This is a genomic window from Lactiplantibacillus sp. 3062, from assembly GCF_055413545.1.
In genome coordinates this window covers 36,917-53,985 of the sequence record NZ_JBVAYE010000003.1, presented here as the reverse complement: position 1 = coordinate 53,985, position 17,069 = coordinate 36,917, and the positions used below count along the sequence as shown (strand labels likewise).

Annotated in this window: 16 protein-coding genes and 1 other annotated feature; of the genes, 8 read left to right on the top strand and 8 right to left on the bottom strand. The window is 45.3% G+C overall.

What is annotated here, in order from left to right:
- Window positions 1-137 precede the first annotated feature (137 nt).
- From ACWQAU_RS06295 to ACWQAU_RS06280, 4 genes are all read left to right on the top strand, one after another.
- Window positions 138-257, top strand: a complete 120-nt coding sequence (locus ACWQAU_RS06295) for a putative metal homeostasis protein (RefSeq protein WP_003645748.1) — start codon at window positions 138-140, stop codon at window positions 255-257.
- Between the two features lie 87 nt (window positions 258-344).
- Complete coding sequence (locus ACWQAU_RS06290) at window positions 345-839, top strand: kinase (RefSeq protein WP_003644055.1); 495 nt, start codon at window positions 345-347, stop codon at window positions 837-839.
- Window positions 840-907: 68 nt separating this feature from the next.
- Window positions 908-1,660, top strand: coding sequence for a helix-turn-helix domain-containing protein (locus ACWQAU_RS06285; protein WP_003645747.1), 753 nt, complete (start codon window positions 908-910; stop codon window positions 1,658-1,660).
- Window positions 1,661-1,759: 99 nt separating this feature from the next.
- The gene (locus ACWQAU_RS06280; RefSeq protein ID WP_003644057.1) at window positions 1,760-2,311 is read left to right on the top strand and encodes a helix-turn-helix domain-containing protein; all 552 of its coding nucleotides are present in this window, start codon (window positions 1,760-1,762) and stop codon (window positions 2,309-2,311) included.
- A gap of 70 nt (window positions 2,312-2,381) precedes the next feature.
- Here the strand turns inward: ACWQAU_RS06280 and ACWQAU_RS06275 are convergent, their stop codons facing one another.
- Entirely contained in the window at window positions 2,382-3,308 is a 927-nt protein-coding gene (locus ACWQAU_RS06275; protein WP_003644058.1) for a LysR family transcriptional regulator, read from the bottom strand.
- A 186-nt stretch (window positions 3,309-3,494) separates the two neighbouring features.
- On the opposite strand from ACWQAU_RS06275, the gene ACWQAU_RS06270 reads away from it, so the two are divergent.
- The gene (locus tag ACWQAU_RS06270) at window positions 3,495-5,384 is read left to right on the top strand and encodes an FAD-binding protein (RefSeq protein WP_021355876.1); all 1,890 of its coding nucleotides are present in this window, start codon (window positions 3,495-3,497) and stop codon (window positions 5,382-5,384) included.
- A gap of 275 nt (window positions 5,385-5,659) precedes the next feature.
- Here the strand turns inward: ACWQAU_RS06270 and ACWQAU_RS06265 are convergent, their stop codons facing one another.
- The 6 genes from ACWQAU_RS06265 to ACWQAU_RS06240 all read right to left on the bottom strand — a co-directional run bounded on the left by ACWQAU_RS06265 (window position 5,660) and on the right by ACWQAU_RS06240 (window position 12,510).
- Window positions 5,660-6,133: a MarR family winged helix-turn-helix transcriptional regulator gene (locus ACWQAU_RS06265; protein ID WP_021355878.1), complete on the bottom strand. Its 474-nt coding sequence runs from the start codon at window positions 6,131-6,133 to the stop codon at window positions 5,660-5,662.
- 108 nt (window positions 6,134-6,241) lie between these two features.
- Complete coding sequence (locus tag ACWQAU_RS06260) at window positions 6,242-6,871, bottom strand: NAD(P)H-dependent oxidoreductase (RefSeq protein WP_003644060.1); 630 nt, start codon at window positions 6,869-6,871, stop codon at window positions 6,242-6,244.
- Between the two features lie 170 nt (window positions 6,872-7,041).
- A complete protein-coding gene (gene asnS / locus ACWQAU_RS06255; protein WP_003645743.1) occupies window positions 7,042-8,337 on the bottom strand; it encodes an asparagine--tRNA ligase in 1,296 nt (431 codons plus the stop codon).
- Between the two features lie 38 nt (window positions 8,338-8,375).
- Window positions 8,376-9,383 (bottom strand): aspartate--ammonia ligase, encoded by a 1,008-nt coding sequence (gene asnA / locus ACWQAU_RS06250; RefSeq protein WP_003641196.1) that lies wholly within the window; start codon window positions 9,381-9,383, stop codon window positions 8,376-8,378.
- Window positions 9,384-9,459: 76 nt separating this feature from the next.
- Window positions 9,460-9,712, bottom strand: a binding site (T-box leader).
- Window positions 9,713-9,835: 123 nt separating this feature from the next.
- Entirely contained in the window at window positions 9,836-11,242 is a 1,407-nt protein-coding gene (locus ACWQAU_RS06245) for a C69 family dipeptidase (protein WP_003641197.1), read from the bottom strand.
- A gap of 35 nt (window positions 11,243-11,277) precedes the next feature.
- The gene (locus ACWQAU_RS06240) at window positions 11,278-12,510 is read right to left on the bottom strand and encodes a hypothetical protein (protein WP_027821314.1); all 1,233 of its coding nucleotides are present in this window, start codon (window positions 12,508-12,510) and stop codon (window positions 11,278-11,280) included.
- Between the two features lie 536 nt (window positions 12,511-13,046).
- Between ACWQAU_RS06240 and ACWQAU_RS06235 the strand changes: the two genes are divergently transcribed.
- The 3 genes from ACWQAU_RS06235 (at window position 13,047) to ACWQAU_RS06225 (ending at window position 16,234) form a co-directional block, all read left to right on the top strand.
- Window positions 13,047-13,244, top strand: coding sequence for a helix-turn-helix domain-containing protein (locus tag ACWQAU_RS06235; protein ID WP_003641200.1), 198 nt, complete (start codon window positions 13,047-13,049; stop codon window positions 13,242-13,244).
- Between the two features lie 257 nt (window positions 13,245-13,501).
- Window positions 13,502-15,310, top strand: a complete 1,809-nt coding sequence (recQ, locus tag ACWQAU_RS06230; protein WP_015379962.1) for a DNA helicase RecQ — start codon at window positions 13,502-13,504, stop codon at window positions 15,308-15,310.
- Window positions 15,311-15,352: 42 nt separating this feature from the next.
- Window positions 15,353-16,234: an RluA family pseudouridine synthase gene (locus ACWQAU_RS06225; protein WP_003641202.1), complete on the top strand. Its 882-nt coding sequence runs from the start codon at window positions 15,353-15,355 to the stop codon at window positions 16,232-16,234.
- Window positions 16,235-16,425: 191 nt separating this feature from the next.
- On the opposite strand, the gene ACWQAU_RS06220 is transcribed toward ACWQAU_RS06225, so the two are convergent.
- Window positions 16,426-16,752 carry an ArsR/SmtB family transcription factor gene (locus tag ACWQAU_RS06220; RefSeq protein ID WP_003641203.1) on the bottom strand — a complete coding sequence of 109 codons (327 nt, stop codon included), beginning with the start codon at window positions 16,750-16,752 and terminating at the stop codon, window positions 16,426-16,428.
- Window positions 16,753-17,069 lie beyond the last annotated feature (317 nt).

The window sequence follows — 17,069 nt, the reverse complement described above, 5'->3', positions numbered from 1 at the left end:
GTCTAATAAATGATAATTTAATTATTGGGAGCTAATTGTATCTGTCAATGTCAGCTGGCTGCATAATAGTTGACGTAAGCATAAGATTGATTATAATTTAAATGGTAATAATTACTATTTATCAGGAGGCACCCATGATGGAAAAACAAGATTTAGCAAGTGCGCGCAGGCGTCTACGGGGGACCAACTTAAAATCGCGGAAACGCGCATTGAAGATTTTACATGATGCCCGACGTAACGCCAGTAAAGCCAAATAGTATCAGCGAACGTTAGCCAATTTGGCTAACGTTTTTTGTTAGCTGTGCGGTATGATTAAGATACAGGAATGAGTGGAGGACATGTGGATGGAAACAACTTTGGTGATTATTCGGGGAAATTCTGGGAGTGGCAAGACGACGCTAGCGCAGGCGTTGCAACGACGCGTGGGCCATCATACGTTGCTAGTGTCCCAAGATGTCGTTCGTCGCGACATGCTGATGAGTCATGATTACCCGGGAAATATTTCAATTGGTCTGATTGAACAAATTGCGTGTTATGGGCTGGGACGTGTGCCTGTAGTCATTGTGGAAGGCATCTTAGCACGTGATCGGTATGGAAAAATGTTGGCGCGGCTTAGTCAATCGTTTCCACGCGTCCTTACTTATTATTTTGAAGTGAGCTTTGCCACGACCTTGGCGCGTCATCAAAAGCGTCATCGTGATTTTGGTGTGGAAGACATGCGTCGGTGGTGGCTTCCACATGATACGTTGGGCGTTGCTAACGAAGTCTTAATTGGCGAGCAACAAGATTTAACCACGGAAGTTCAACAAATTATGACTACCATACATGATTGTGACTAAACAACCATGAGTTGATTGGTTTGATCGTGGTTGAGGATTAAGCTGAAATCATAAAGGGGGGCGAGCCAATGTTACTCGCAGCATTATTGAAAACGCGTCGCTGTCAGTATGGATTGACACAGGCACAATTAGCGTCCAAGTTATTTGTTACGACTCAGGCGGTGTCTAAGTGGGAACGCGGAAAGGCGATTCCGTCAATCGATAATTTACTGGCACTGTCGGATCTGTATAATCTATCCTTGGATGAATTAGTGCGTGGTAGTGCTTTCTTTCCAAAGCCATATATTGTTGGTCGGCGACTAAGCTTTGGGCGACTTCTGGGTCTCGGATTATTTTGGCTATTTGTTTGTCTATTATTTACTGGTTTTGGTTATCAGCCGTGGTGGCTCTTTTTATCACTTTATATTGTTGGATTGATTGTGGTCGTTCCAGTGGGAATCAATAGTTACTGGGTGATTCAGCCTGCTACCATTGAATTGCATACGTATGCTGCATCGACATTGACGAAGTTTCGCCAAATTGTGTTCAATTGTCCACGGTGCCAACTAATCCACTATACAGATCTGCAGCGAGTTACCATCAGTTATCGGTGTCGCAAACGACTTTCACCATTTGATTTCAATCCGGATTATTTTCAATTGATTTTAAAGACTAATGCCCAAACTTATCAGCTGGAATGTGCGTTGAAGGCCAGCGACTATTTACCGCAATTTGTCAGTTATTTGCAACGACAAGGTGTGACGGTTGATGATCCTCAACAAGTTGTGGAATTGTTAGTTTCAGGAAAGTCGTTGTATCAGCATTTTCATACCGAGACTTGATCTTGAGCGGTTGCAACCAACCGTTGCGGTAGCGCTTAAGTGTGTTGCAATGAATTGGTGCACTCAATAGTCTAGTATTGTAATAGAGGAGCGGGTAGGATGAAAATTGTGATTGGCAGTAAAATAAAAGAGCAACGACAACAGCATGAATGGTCCCAGCAGACGGTGGCGGAGCGGTTACACGTCTCACGGCAAACTATTTCCAAGTGGGAATTAGGAAAAAGTTATCCAGATTTAGAGTTATTGGTAGCACTGAGCAAACTATTTGCTGTCTCAACGGATGAGTTATTAGGTTTGAGCAGAAGACCTGTTCAGCGACCATGGTGGCAGTTGTTATTGCGTAAAAGGAGTCGAACAGATATGACGGTGAAATGGTACAGCGGGGGGCAGGATCGGGCACGTGTTGCTGTGGGCATAATTAGTGATTTAGTTGCTAATCTAAATACCACGAATGAGCAACCGTTACGACAGCTGCTGGCAACTTATTATCAGGAACTATTGGAACAACGAACTGGTTCAGTACTGGGAGTATTCGACAGAATGAACTTAGACATCTCCAAATGTCTGCGGCAGCAACAAATCAAACTATCACCAGAAAATGAGCAACTAATGCAACAGCTGGTGGGGTTGAACATGATTTACTACCGGTGATTTATTTTGAAAGTAAAACGCAAACTGTCAATCATCTAGCTTAATAGATGCTGACAGTTTGCGTTTTATGTTAAAAATCAATCGCAGGATTAAAGGTTTGACAAGCTTGTTCGACTAGATAAGCAATCGGTTTAGCTAGCACGTGACTTGGTAAGTAGGCAATACTAAAATCAAGGCTGAGCTCGCTTGTTGGTAATTTGAACGCATTGATAGGGTACTTGGCTGGTTGAGTGGCTAGTTTTGCCAACATTGCAGTGGCTAGAACAATGCTACCAAGTCCTTGAAGTGTCAAGCTTAGTGCAAAGCGAGAGTTATCGACTTCAATGAGTGGAATCGTTTGAATGCCTTTATCGGCAAAGTAATGGTCAACCAGTTCTTGAAAGCGAGCTTCACCGACTGCACGGATGACAGGCTCACCAGTCATTCCTGTAAGAATGGTGGGGGTGAACGGTCGCCAAAATTGATTGGACTGATATATTCCGGCTGTTTTTGGAATGACTAAAGACAAAGAAATTGTCTGCAAAGGGATGGTTTTGACGTTAGTTTGATGAATTGTTTTGCCAATAAAAAAGTCTAGCTGATGACTAGCTAGCAACGTTTCTGCTTTTGATGTTGTGATTTCTAGTATTTTAGTGCGAATGTTCGGAAAACGTTGATAAAAAGCAGGTAGTGTTTGACTAAACCAAGCATTAGCCATTGGTGGTGTAATCCCAATCGTCATACTTTGATACTTATTTTGACTGATTTCTTTAAGTTCAGTGTTCATTCGCTGATGGAGACGGGCGTCACTTTGCAAATAGGTCAGTAATCTTTCTCCAGCATAAGTTAATTCAAGTGGATGATGGCCGCGGTCGATTAAGGGGGTCCCAAAATGAGTTTCCGCACTTTTAATTGTGCGGCTAATGTACGGCTGACTGATGAATAAACTTTGTGCAGCTTTCGTCATACTATTGTGCTGTTGAATAGCTTCTAAAAATACTAACAATTTATTTTCCATGAAATCGCCACCTTTAATGCTTAATCTTATTAAAATCAAGTATAACCCATTACTCATTTGTAATAACAGATAATCAGATTGTTATTTCTATAAAAATGAAAGCGGTTATATAATACAGATGTAGTTAAAAAATGATTCTGTTTGTGATTTAAATATCAATTTCAATTGTGCTTTAGAATACGTTAAATGGATTTTGAAAGGGTGGTCAGCATGCTCCAAAAAATGAATCAGGTTAAATGGGATTATCAATATGATACGGTAGTTATTGGCTTTGGTGGTGCCGGGGCGACAGCAGCGCGGTTTGCGGCGGATGCACATGCGAAGGTATTGCTCACGGATGCAGCGCCGAATGGTCATGAAGGAGGCAATACCCGTTATTCTGCCCAACTCTTAGGAACGGTAGATAGTTTCGATGAGGGTAAAAAATATTATCAAAACTTAACGGCACCCATGCAATTAGACGATAGTATGGTTGATACTTTCGTAGCGGGCATGGCGAATATGCGCGACTATGTTCAAAAGTATCTCAATGTTGAACCGGTGAGTGTCAAAAATGATTTTACAGCTGCTGATTCTCCAATTTCATTAGACAGTGCAGTTCATGAGTTTCCTGAATTTGATGGAGTCCAATCCTATGACTTTACAACTGTCCATCATGGCATTTTTGATGCAGCTTTGTGGAAAATTCTTCGACAAAAAGTGTTAGATCGGCACCAACAGATTGATGTCTGGCTTAGTGCTCCGGCACAACATCTGATTCAAGATCCCACTACGAATACAATTATCGGTGTCCAAATCGAACGTCAGCATCGTTTAGTTAATGTTCGAGCTACCAATGGCGTAGTCCTAGCTTGTGGTGGTTTTGAAAATAATCAACAAGCCATCCAGGACTACCTTGGTGCTGAGCACTTGGCACCATTAGGCACGCTGTTTAATAAGGGTGCTGGTATTAAGATGGCCCAAGAAGTTGGCGCGGACTTTTGGCACATGCAAAATTATGAATCACTCGGATTTTTACATGGTCTTTCGATTGCCGTACCACAAGGTGAACGTGGTCGCTTGATTTTAGGCTGGCCGGAAGTTAACCATGGTAGCGTTATTACGGTGGCTGATGACGGTAGTCGGTATTTTGATGAGAGTGAAGCCAACCGGCACGGTCACATTTATGATCATGGAATGTGGCGAGTACCGCGGACAAATGTCCATCCATACCTGGTTTTTGATGAGACTCAGTATCAACAGATGTTAGCAAGTCAATATACGCCGATTAATAATCTCACCGATTTAGTTGTGAAGGCCACTACTCTAAACGACTTAGCACGAGTTATGGAAGTTGATGGTACGGTACTTACCAAGACCGTTCATGATTTCAATTATTTTGTCGAGTCTGGTACTGACTACGCGTTTAATCGGCAGGTTGATACGATGCGGGCATTTGATGGTGGGCCATATTATGCGCTTAAGTTAACAAACAACGTACTTAATACCCAAGGGGGACCACGTCGTAATGACCGGGCAGAGATTTTAGATGCAAATCAGCAACCTATTCCGCACTTGTATGGTGCAGGTGAATTGGGCGGTATTTGTGCAAATCAGTATCAAGGTGGCGGTAATTTAGCTGAATGCCTGATTTTTGGAAAAATCGCTGGTGAAAATGCAGCTAAACCTAAGGAAGAAACGACACAATTAGTCGATGAAAAAGCAGTGGCTAAGCCGGATGCGAATACTAGTGCTTCGGTGCATCAGACTGGTGCCAATGATTTGCTAGCTGAAGCATCACCGGACATCACAGTTGGTGAACACCAATACTTAGGGCGCTCAGATGATGGCATTGGTGGGCAAGTTGTGGTTCGTATCACGTATGTTGACCAACAATTAACTCATGTTGAAGTAGTTGAACAACATGAGACTGGTGAAGTTGGTGGTCAGGCAGTTGCCGAATTGCCGGCAAAAATGGTGGCTGCTAACACTTATGATGTGGATGCAGTTTCCGGCGCTTCTGTATCGAGCCGTGCCATCAAGGCCGCAGTCAAGGACGCGCTATCCCAGGCCGAACAGACTGTGTCAAATGATTAACCACTGATCGCACAACCCACGAATCACCTAGTGCTTTTAGTATCTTTTAGTGCGTAATACCGGTAAACTAGAATTAACAAATTCAATCAATGGAGGCCGCTCATGCGTATTACAAAAACGAGTTTGCTCCTCAGCAGTTTATCATTGGTACTCAACACGTTGTCATTGATTATGGCAATTCGCAAGTATCGGTTACAAAATCACTAATCATTAGAAATTCAAAAACACCGCTGTGACTAACGAACGCATTAGTCGTAGCGGTGTTTTTGGTTTTATTAAGCTTCATAATCCGTCAAATCAGCCAAGAAGCGTTGAATCACCGCAAGTTCTGCTGGTGAGTAGTGTTCATGGAGGAGCGTGATTGCTTGATAATTGCGGGTTGCATGCATCTTATCATGATAGCGGGCCAGCTTACGACCACTCGGCGTTAAGCGGTAGAAGATCTTTTTGTGATCATCGGGTTGCTGGAATGAGCCAATTAAGCCCTGCGTTACGAGTCGTTTGGCTGCCCGGGTCACACCACCTCGAGTGACGCCGAGGTTAGTGGCTAAGTCGATGCCCGTTTGTGGGCCGGCCTCTAGTTCAGATAATAAATGTAGGCCAACGATGGAAATATCCGGCAACAGGCGGCGTAGATTGGCTTCGGTGATATGCTGCTGTAACCATTTCTGTTCACCAGTAGTGGAAGCACGCTTGGTTCGAATCGTTTTGAGCTGCGTTAGAATTGTCTGTTCCGTGGATATTGACATCGATTGATCCCCCTTAGATAGTTGTGCGTCACGGCGATTGGTTCTCGTGTTGGTTAGCGCGCAATTATCAATTAATCATTAGCTTTTATTACTATTATTATACCGGTTTTAAAATTCACCGGCGAGTTTTTCTGCTGCTACCTGTGCGGCAGTGATGGCCTGTTCTCGCTGTTCTGGAAATTGGTCCAATCCTTCAATGAAGATGGTTCGGTAATCCTGAATCCCATACAGTTGCATCATGCCACGGAGGTAGGGGTCGCCTGCTTCAACCTGGTTGTGTTGATCAGGTTGGTGATAGTAGCCACCCGCAGCCTGAATGTGTAAGACGTGTTTGTCGGGTAATAAGCCGACCGGGCCGTTGACCGTGTACTTAAAAGTTTTACGGGCGACTGCGGTTAAGTCTAAGTATTGTTTGAGTTCGGCTGGAAGAAAGTGATTGTACATTGGATTAACGAAGACGATCTTGTCGGCTGCTAGAAATTCAGCTAGCCAGGCGGCGTGACGGCTAAGTAGTTCAGCTTCCACTGACGTTAGTTCTTCACCGTATTTTTGTTTACGCCAAGCTTCGAAGGTTGTGTCGTTCAAAGCGGGAACGCCGTCCTGATAAAGATCGCGTGTCGTAATCTCATCGTTCGGATGGGTTTGCTGATACGCAGTTTTAAAACTCGCTGCAACGGTCAGTGAGGCACTGGGGACGGTCGTGTGTGGATGAGCATTAATCATTAATAATTTTGTCATTTTAAACAGCTCCTTAATTTTGTTGACAAGCAACATTTTATCTTGAATATTGTTGCTTGTCAACAAATAAGATAAAAAATTCCCCACACATTCGAAAATGCGTGGGGAATTTAAAGGATGCACGATTAATTTTGATTAACCAATGCTACTAGCACTAGGTTGGAGCGACTTTACGGGTAAATACGGTGCAACATACGTGGAAACGGAATGGTTTCGCGAACGTGATCTTGCAAAGTGATCCAAGCCAGAAAACGTTCCAGACCCATACCGAAACCGGAGTGCGGCACCGAACCATATTTGCGTAAATCGAGATACCACTCGTAATCCTGCAAGTCTTGACCGCTGGCTAGTAACCGTTCCTTCAAGTAGTCATAATCCGTTGAGCGTTCGGAACCGCCGATGATTTCGCCGTAACCTTCAGGTGCTAACAGGTCAGCTGCAATGACGACATCATCGCGCGTCGGGTGTGCCTGCATGTAAAAGGCCTTGATTGCTTTGGGATAGTTTAAGACAAAGACCGGTTGGTCAAAGTGTTCTGCCAAAAATGTCTCTTCCGGTGAGCCAAAGTCGACACCCCAGTCGACGTCAAAGCCGTTCGCTTGGAGTAGTGTAATAGCATCGTCGTACGAAACTCGCGGAAATGGGAGCTTGGTGTACTTTTGCAACGTCGCAACATCGCGGTCCAAAACGGCCAGTTCGTGGGGGCAATGGTCAATCACGGCTTGAACGAGGTAGGCCACCAATTGTTCTTGGACTTCCAGACTTTCATCTTGATGCATCCAGGCCATTTCAGGCTCAAGTTGCCAGAATTCTGTTAAGTGGCGACGAGTCTTGGATTTTTCGGCCCGAAAAGTTGGTCCAAACGTGAAGATTTTGCCGAACGCCATTGCGCCAGCTTCACCGTATAACTGTCCGGATTGTGATAAATAGGCGTCCTGACCAAAGTAATCAGTTTTGAATAATTCAGTCGTCCCTTCAGGAGCGGAACCGGTCAAAATCGGCGCGTCAATCTTAATAAAACCGCGGTCATTGAAGAACTCATAAACGGCTCGAATGACCTCATTGCGAATTCGCATAATTGCGTTGGGACGCGATGACCGTAGCCAAAGATGGCGATGATCCAACAGGAAATCAATACCATGGTCCTTGGGCGTGATCGGGTAGTCGTGACTAGTCCCAACCACTTCAAATTGTGAGATGGCAAGCTCGTAGCCAAAGGGGGAACGGGTATCTGCATGAATCGTGCCGGTGACCCAGAGGCTAGTTTCTTGCGCGAGGTCGGTCAGTTGTGCAAAAGCTGTTTCACCGAGCTCGTTTTTGAGAGCTACCCCTTGAAAAGTTGCTGTGCCATCGCGTAATTGAAGAAAGGCAATTTTGCCGCTAGAACGCTTATTACTGAGCCACACCCCAATTTTAACTTGTTCATTGACATGGTCAGCGGCGTTGATAATACTAATGGTTTCCATGATATTGATCACTCCTTCTTGTTGGATTTTAAATCAGATTAAAGTAAATGAATGTTATGTTCGGCACATTGGTCGATCATGGCTTGTGGCCACAAGGCAGCTTGTACTTCACCGACATGGGCTTTGCCAAGTAATAACATGCAGAGCCGTGATTGACCAATCCCGCCACCGATCGTGTAAGGGACGTCCGCGTTCAAGATCATTTGGTGGTATGGCAAGCTAAGCCGGTCTTCGGCGTCCACGTCTTTAAGTTGTTTCTTCATTGATTCAGCATCGACCCGGATTCCCATACTTGAGATTTCGATAGCTTGGTCTAATGGTTCATACCAGAAGAGGATATCGCCGTTCAACTTCCAGTCATCATAGTCGGGGGCGCGGCCATCGTGACGTTCGCCGGAATCAAGCTTCCAGCCAATTTGCATTAAGAAGACACAGCCGAGTTTCTTGCAAATGGCGTTTTCGCGTTCGCGCGGCGTCATGTCAGGGTACATGTCTTCGAGCTCTTGTGTGGTTAAGAAGTGAATTTCGTCTGGTAAGTGGTGAACGGCTTGTGGGAACTTGTACCAAACTTCGTGTTCCATGTGCTTGATCACTTTAAATATTTGACGTACCGTGGCTTTCAAAGTTTCAACGGTTCGTTCTTCCTTACTGATCACTTTTTCCCAATCCCATTGATCAACGTAGGCGGAGTGGTAATTGTCTAAATCTTCATCCTTACGAATAGCGTTCATGTTCGTGTAGAGACCTTCATGCATATCAAAACCGTAGCGCTTTAAAGCGACCCGTTTCCACTTAGCAAGTGAGTGAACGATTTCGATTTGTTCATCACCCATGTCTTGCATAGTGAAGGAGACAGGTTTTTCGACACCGTTTAAGTTATCGTTCAGACCAGTTTTCTTTTCAACGAACATCGGTGCTGAAAGCCGAGATAAGTTTAGTTGCTTCCCAAATTCATCTTGGAACGTTTCACGAATGTAACGAATGGCCTGTTGGGTTTCTTTAACGGATAATTTAGGATCGTAATCCTTTGGAATAATTAAATGCATATGCGTGGTCTCCTTTAAAATAAGTTCAGATTTTAGTTACAGGATAAAAGAAAAGAGCCTTCCATCCCTTGAATTATCAAGGGACGAAAGACTCTTTCGCGGTACCACCCAAGTTGTTTACCTTACAGTAAACCAGCTTTAAAATAGTGTACAAACATACACCACCGATGGTAACGTACCGGTTAACGGCTAATCCTACTTTAACGAGGTTATTTCAGTTAGCAACTAAGAAAGTGTTTTTCGGATTAGTCAAGTTCTGGTCGGGTTTCCACTCACTCCCGATTCACTGGCAGGTTGACTAATCGTACTCCTCTTTCCTCCGTTTTTTATCTTGTGACATTTATATTAGCACGATTCTGGTATTTGTAAACCACTAAATTAAAAATAAATTAGTTTAGTCTCATGAATTCACCATAAAAATCTTAGCTAAAACCGCAAGCTACCGGGCTTAATTAATCGTTCAAATTATAACGTAATTTCATTTTTTCAGAACCGGCAATGACCATATCGCCGAGTAATTTAGTTTGTAACTTCATCGCGGTATCGGCCAATTGTTGGTTAGCCGTTTCAAGATAGGCCGTGACGTCTTGGTGGTTAGCCAAGTCAGCGTCGGTATCATTCTCGATTTTACGGTAAGCACTCATGGCTTCGAGTTCGTAACTATTCCGCATATCCACGTAAAAGTCGTAGTCGGTGTCACCCAAAAGGGCGGTTGTACAGCTTAACCAGTACATGTGGTTGAGATTAAAGGTGCCGTCCGCATCTTTGTAGCTAGCTGGCGTGTCATTGACATTTGCATAGAATGGTACGACCGTGTTGAAGGTATTGGCACCAAAGGCTAACCAGTGAATACCGGCAACAGCAGCGGGGACGTTGTTGCGAATCTGTAAGATGTGCACATCGTGGTTACGGTTGATCCCGATTGGCCGGAAAAGGGTTTTGTCAGCTTCAGAGCCACTCCCGTAAACATCGTATTTCGTGTTTTCAAAGTGAGAACTCAAAACGAACTTGACGTCTTCGATAGAAATCTTACGGTTAGCATGGCAGATGAATGGTAAGTCTTGTTCCATTGGATCTTGCACAACGTCCGGCGTGAAGTATTTCTGACCGAACCAAGCCCGGGGGTTGTTGTAAACCGTATCTTTGATTGAAGCACTTCCAAAGATGTGCCGCAAGTTGACACGGTCAAAGTCAGGATTCAAGTGGTAATCTTCAATTAATTGTTCAAGGTCAGCTGAAGCTAAGGTATCATCAGCGTTAAAATCGAAATCGTCAATATTCATGCGGTTCGGAGCAACCACGTAAGCATCGTCAGGAATACGTTTAGCAGCCCAGTGGTGACCACCAATGGTTTCTAACCACCAGATTTCGTCTTGATCAGAAAAAGCGATACCGTTTGGTTCGTAAGTCCCGTATTGTTCAAGCAGGGCACCTAGACGAGTAACGCCTTCCTTGGCGCTGTGAATGTATGGTAATACTAGGGTGCAAAGGTCTTCTTCACCAATTCCGCCGGCAACGAAGGGATCGATTCCCAAGATACGCGAGTTCGTGGTGATGGTTTCGGTTGCGGACATGGCGATGTTCTCACTGTTGATCCCTGCTGCTGGCCAGGTCCCATTGGTCAAGATTGAGTTGGGAATTGAAGTATACCGTAAGGGATTGTCAGGTAAGTCGACTTCGACCTTACTAATGACGGACTGATAGTGCCGGGGTTGATCTGCGGGATTGACCACAACTAATCGTTCGGGGTCTAGGGCTTCGTGACCATCATCGTTTCGTGAAATAATGGTCGAGCCATCGATTGAGGCTTTTTTACCGACGAGAATCGTGGTACATGAACCTTTAATACGTTTTTCCATGATATTAAAACACTCCTTTTAAGCTATTAATATCATTATACGCTTTCTGAGCGGGTCGGGATAGAACGGGCTTTTTTGAGAATATAATTAATCCCGCTAATACTAAAACCGGTGACCGCCGCAATTTCACGGTAAGTCTTGCCACGTGCCCGTAACTGGTGAACTTGCGCGTGGCTGGCATGTTGTGGTGTGGGGCTAGGCGTCTGGATTGACGGAACCACCGCTGGCACCGTAGCTGGTAGTGCGATCGGTGCAGGCGGTGTAGTGATTACCGGCGTTTGGTGAGTTAGTTCAGCAAGCTTAACCATGACTAATTCAGTTGTCTGAACATCCCAAATGGCGTTATGCTGGTGTGGATTGCTGATATTAAAGAGTGCGGCTAAGCCATTTAATGGCAGATCATGGCTACCGACCTTATGGTTGCCACGATTGATCAAGGTATTCGTATAGGCTTGGGCATCAAAAATCGTGACCGGGCGACTGACTAGCTGCTGTTCGGTGGGGGTCAATTGCTGATAATACTGAGTTAGTAATAATCGAATGTGTTTCATGTCCTGTGTCTGATCCCAAAAAACGAGGGGGAGTTGTGGCTGGATAACTTGCTGGATAAATGCTTTTAGAATCGTCAGGGGGTCGCCTTGCGCCTCGTAAGCGACGGTCGTTAAGCCAGTTGCTAATAAACCGGCCAACTTTTTGTCAGGTAAAAAGTTAGGATCATCGAAGTAACGATTGAAAAAAGGCGCTGTCTGCGTATGATGGGAAAAACCGATGGCACTGAGCTGGAAGATACTAGCCCGTAATTCGGGTGATTCGATGACGTGCCAACTGACGGCTTTAGCGGAGCCATTACGACGAAAGCGAGTGCCGAACTCGCAGTCGATGATTACGTAAGCGGTCGGACATTCACTCAATTCCGTTGGTGAAGGTAGGATCGTGGGTTGGCTTAGTTCACCGGCCGGCTGCGCAGGGGGAAACTGGTATCCCAGCGTCGCCAGAAATTGAACGGTATCCTGCCCGAGCTGGTTATTGGTTACTTTAGCGACCTTCTTTTCAGTTAAGACAATTTCTTTACGCGCCACGAATAAAATATGATAGCGCTGCTGTTCATCACAGATAATTTCGGTCACGTTGCCGGCAAGGCTGTATTCTGAAGCGAGTGCTAATTGATGGTCCTTTTGAATACGGTAAACGGGATGGTTGACAAAGTATAGACAATTCAAGTTATTTGAGATCTTACGCTCAAGTAAGGTTAGGTTCGTTGGCATCATCGACAACAGCTCCTCTGATCTAAGTACTTATATTTTAGCGGCTTTGTACATTAGCTGGCTAGTGTTTGCACTGCAGATCGAACCATGAATTTGGTAATCACGAATTGGTGCCTGGTGTTATAGTGACCGTAGAGTGCTAGTTGTGCGTCAGGTTGGAGTTGGTAAAATAAAGTCAATGCATGCTTGACGATGATGCAGTTGATGGGCATAGGCTCGGTCGCCTTTAATGGCGTGACTTGTAAGTACAACATAAAGGGGTCCAACTTTAATATCTTGCTTTTATTTAAATACTTAACGGTTAGATTTTTTGACTGCATGCTAATCACCTCAATACGAGTATACGAACATACGTTCTTAAATGCAAGCAAAATAACTGCGTTAACAAATTTATTTTAAGATGAGCGCTAGGTGCACTGGACTGATTCGAAATAATTTATTAAAAATCGCAACGAATCAGGCAAGTCACGGGGAAAAAGCTACAAAAAATTGAGAACTCTTGGTATGATGAATAGTAGTGAATGAGAGGAGGCCGAGTCATGGATCGAGGACGACGCGCAACGCTGGAAGAACGAATTGCGATCGTAAAGTATACGCTGGACCATTGCAACGATTATCGAGAAGCCGCTAAGCATTTTAATGTTTCGTATCCACAAGTCTATACATGGGTACGAAAATATCGACAACACGGCATGGAAGGTTTGGTGGATCACCGTGGCCGACCCAAGCAAGGCTAAGTCAGCATTGTACATATAAACTGTGTGGGCGAGTGCCCTTTGATGGCCAATCTGACATGGTCGTTTAATCGATATCGGTCTCTTTAAAGTGTCCGTTCCTATAAAATCAATAGGGACGGGCACTTTTCGGTATTTTGATAGTTTTCGTGGCGCAAGTGCGACTTAACGTACCTAGTGATTACCGGGGCGCGTTCTTGTCATGGGCCGGTATTCTCGGTAGAATGAGAGTATTAATTCAAAGAGGGAGTTTACGTGTGATGATTGACTTAGCGGCGGCACAGCAAGTATTAAAGACCACGTTCGGATATGATGAATTCCGACCGGGGCAAAAAGCAGTGATTGAACAAGTGTTGGCCGGTGAAAACACCCTAGCGATTATGCCGACTGGGGGTGGTAAGTCATTATGTTACCAAATCCCAGCGTTACTTTTTCAGGGGCTGACCGTCGTTGTCTCACCATTGATTTCTTTAATGAAAGATCAGGTAGACGCGTTAAATGATAATGGCATCGCGGCGACTTTTATTAACAGTTCACTGGATTTCCAAGAGATTAACGAACGGCTCCAAGAACTACGGGCGGGGGATTATACCTTACTTTACGTGGCACCCGAGCGGTTAGATTCGGATTACTTTATTCAAGCGCTGGGCCGGTTGCCCATTCAACTGTTAGCAATTGATGAGGCCCACTGTATTTCACAGTGGGGGCACGATTTTCGTCCCAGTTATTTAGCGCTCAGCACGGCGATTGAACAATTGCCGACCCATCCGCAAGTTCTAGCTTTAACGGCGACGGCAACTGAGCAAGTTGCTGCGGATATTTGCGGCCGCTTAGCGATCGATCCACAACATGAAGTGAATACTGGTTTTGCCCGCGATAACTTGGATTTGACGGTGGTCAAGGACCAAGACACGGACCGTTACATTTTAGATTATTTGAAAGTTAATCATGGTGAAGCCGGGATTATTTACGCCAGCACCCGTAAAGAAGTGATGCGTCTGACGAGTTTGTTGCAAAAGCATGATATTAAGGCCACGCCGTACCACGCTGGGCTAGATGATGCGGTTCGGCGGCAAAACCAAGAGGATTTCTTGTACGACCGTGTTGACGTCATGGTGGCAACCAACGCGTTTGGAATGGGCATTGATAAGAGTAACGTGCGTTTTGTGATTCACGCGCAGGTCCCCGGAACTTTGGAAGCTTATTATCAGGAAGCCGGTCGGGCTGGCCGGGATGGGTTACCTAGTGAAGCGATTTTGATTTTTCGACCGGTTGATATTCAACTTCAGCACTTCTTTATTGATGAGTCGGAGATGGATACGGAGCACCGACACCTGGCGTATCAGAAGCTACAGGTGATGACACGGTATGCGAATACCCAGGGCTGTTTACAACAGTTTATCTTGAAATACTTTGGTGAAAAATCCGCGCCGTGTGGTCGGTGTAGTAATTGTACTGATCAGCGAGAATCACAGGATATCACCACGGCAGCTCAACAAGTCTTATCGTGCGTCGTTAGGCTTCATTCCCGGTTCGGTAAAGGGGTCGTGGCCCAGGTGTTGACGGGCGCTAATAATCAACGGGTCCGCGAATCGAACCTCAATACGTTGTCGACGTACGGGTTGATGTCCGGGCAGCGACAGAAGAGTGTCGTGGAACTGATCGATTTTTTGACTGCGAGCGGTTATTTGCAGTCGGTGGGTGGTCAGTATCCAACGCTGACAGTCTCAGCGAGTGGAGTGGCCGTGCTTAAAGGAACGACCACGGTACACCGAAAGACGGCCCAAAAGGTGCAGCAGACGGTGCCAGAGAACAGTGCCCTCTTCGAACAATTGCGGACACTTCGGCGCCAATTGGCGGAAGAACAGGGCGTACCACCATTTGTGATTTTTTCTGACCGGACGCTTCATTCGATGTGTGACCTGATGCCAGAAGACGATGCAGCTTTCTTAACGGTCAAAGGGGTCGGGACCAGCAAACTTGAAAAGTATGGTGAAACCTTTATGGCGACGATTCGAGCGGCAGCTCATGCGGAATCAGCAACTAGCACCGATGAGGAAACCGATTAGATGGCTGATTGGTAAACTACGAGATGAAATGGAGTAACACGTATGGAATTTACTTGGCAACACCAGGGACAACCAATGGCAATGAAACGATTCTTGACGACGCATGCCATCAGTATGCGAACAATCAAGGCAATCAAGCATGGCACCGGCGCGTTTCTTGTCAATAATCAAGTTCAAACGGGCGTTATTACCATTCATGATGGCGATATTGCGGGAATTCAACTACCAGACGAGGCACCGGATACAGCGGTAGTCGTCAGCGAACAACCAATCCAAATTGAGTATGAAGATGCTAATTGGCTCGTTCTTAATAAATCAGCCGGGTTAACCAGCGTGCCGGGGCCTAGTAATCGGACCGATACGTTGGTCAATCGAATCAAGGGTTATTTGATAGCCAGTCATGCCAGTAATCAACGACCGCACCTGGTCACGCGGTTGGACCGGGATACGAGTGGCCTTGTGTTAGTTGCTAAACATCGGGTGGCGCAGGGGATGTTGACAGAGCCCCGAATTGCGGCGCAATTAGTGAAGACGTATCAAGCTTGGATCGAAGGGACCATTACGCCGGCTAGTGGCACAATTGATCGCCCGATTGGCCGGGTGGCTGACAGTCCTCGGCGAGTGGTCACCACGGCGGGCCAACGCGCCATTACGACGTATCAAGTGGAGGCGGACCAATTGCAGCATAACGTGAGTCGGTTACGGTTGGAACTTGTGACTGGACGGACGCATCAAATTCGGGTTCATCTAACCGCGCTTGGGCACCCCTTATTAGGTGATGCGCTGTATGGCGGTAACTTGGCGTGGATTCAACGGCAAGCCTTACACGCCGCTAGTTTACAGTTCTTTGACCCCTTTTCGGAACAGATTTTACACTTTGAGGCGGCATTGCCAGCTGATCTGCAAGCCTTGAATCACGACTGAGTTCAGTTTAGGACCAGTGACCATCCGGATGAATGGTTAATAAAAATCGGCACTGCTAGAATGCGTTGAACATTCTGGCAGTGCCGATTTTTGGTTGGCAACCGTCTAAAATCAAGCTAACGTTTAGCGGGTAAGTTGCAGGCCCGCGTTATCCTGAAGGTTGCGGTGACTATTGAATGAGGCGCTAGTGCTTACGACTGACTAAGTGGCGCGTTATCAGCCGTTAGCGTCGCAAAAGTTGCCTGTAATTGCTGTAATGGTGCGGTTAACGTGAGAAAATAAATATGCTCGACTCCGTTACTGCGCATATCAATGACCCCAGCTTCACGCATTAAGCGTAGATGATGTGAAACGGCGGGGCGTGAAATATTGACCAAGGCGGTAATATCAGTAACGTTGAGACCATTATCACTGTTCCCCAGAGCAATGATAATCTGACGCCGAATTTTTTCGGCGAAGATATTAATTAGTGTGGCACTTTCAATAAGTGCCGTTTCGGATTGTTGAAAATTAGCCATGGTGACTGCGTCCTTTCAAATTCAATTTACACTTAAGGACTAACTCCCCCCATCGGCAGTACGCTGAATTAGTTGTTAAGTGTTGGTATGACAGCTCGATTGTTCAAGTTCTGGTGAAATAGTTGCAGCCAAGAAAACTTTAAGTCTACAAGTTGTCAGTTAGACTAATTGTTATTGGAACGTTCGTACTTATGTATAATTAAAGCAAGTCGTTAATCGATTGTCAAACCTTTTTGTTAAAAGTAAGTACTATTAGCGGGTTTAACAATTGCTGTTCGTTTGATAACCATATTTTTATGTTGAAATGCGTTAAAATA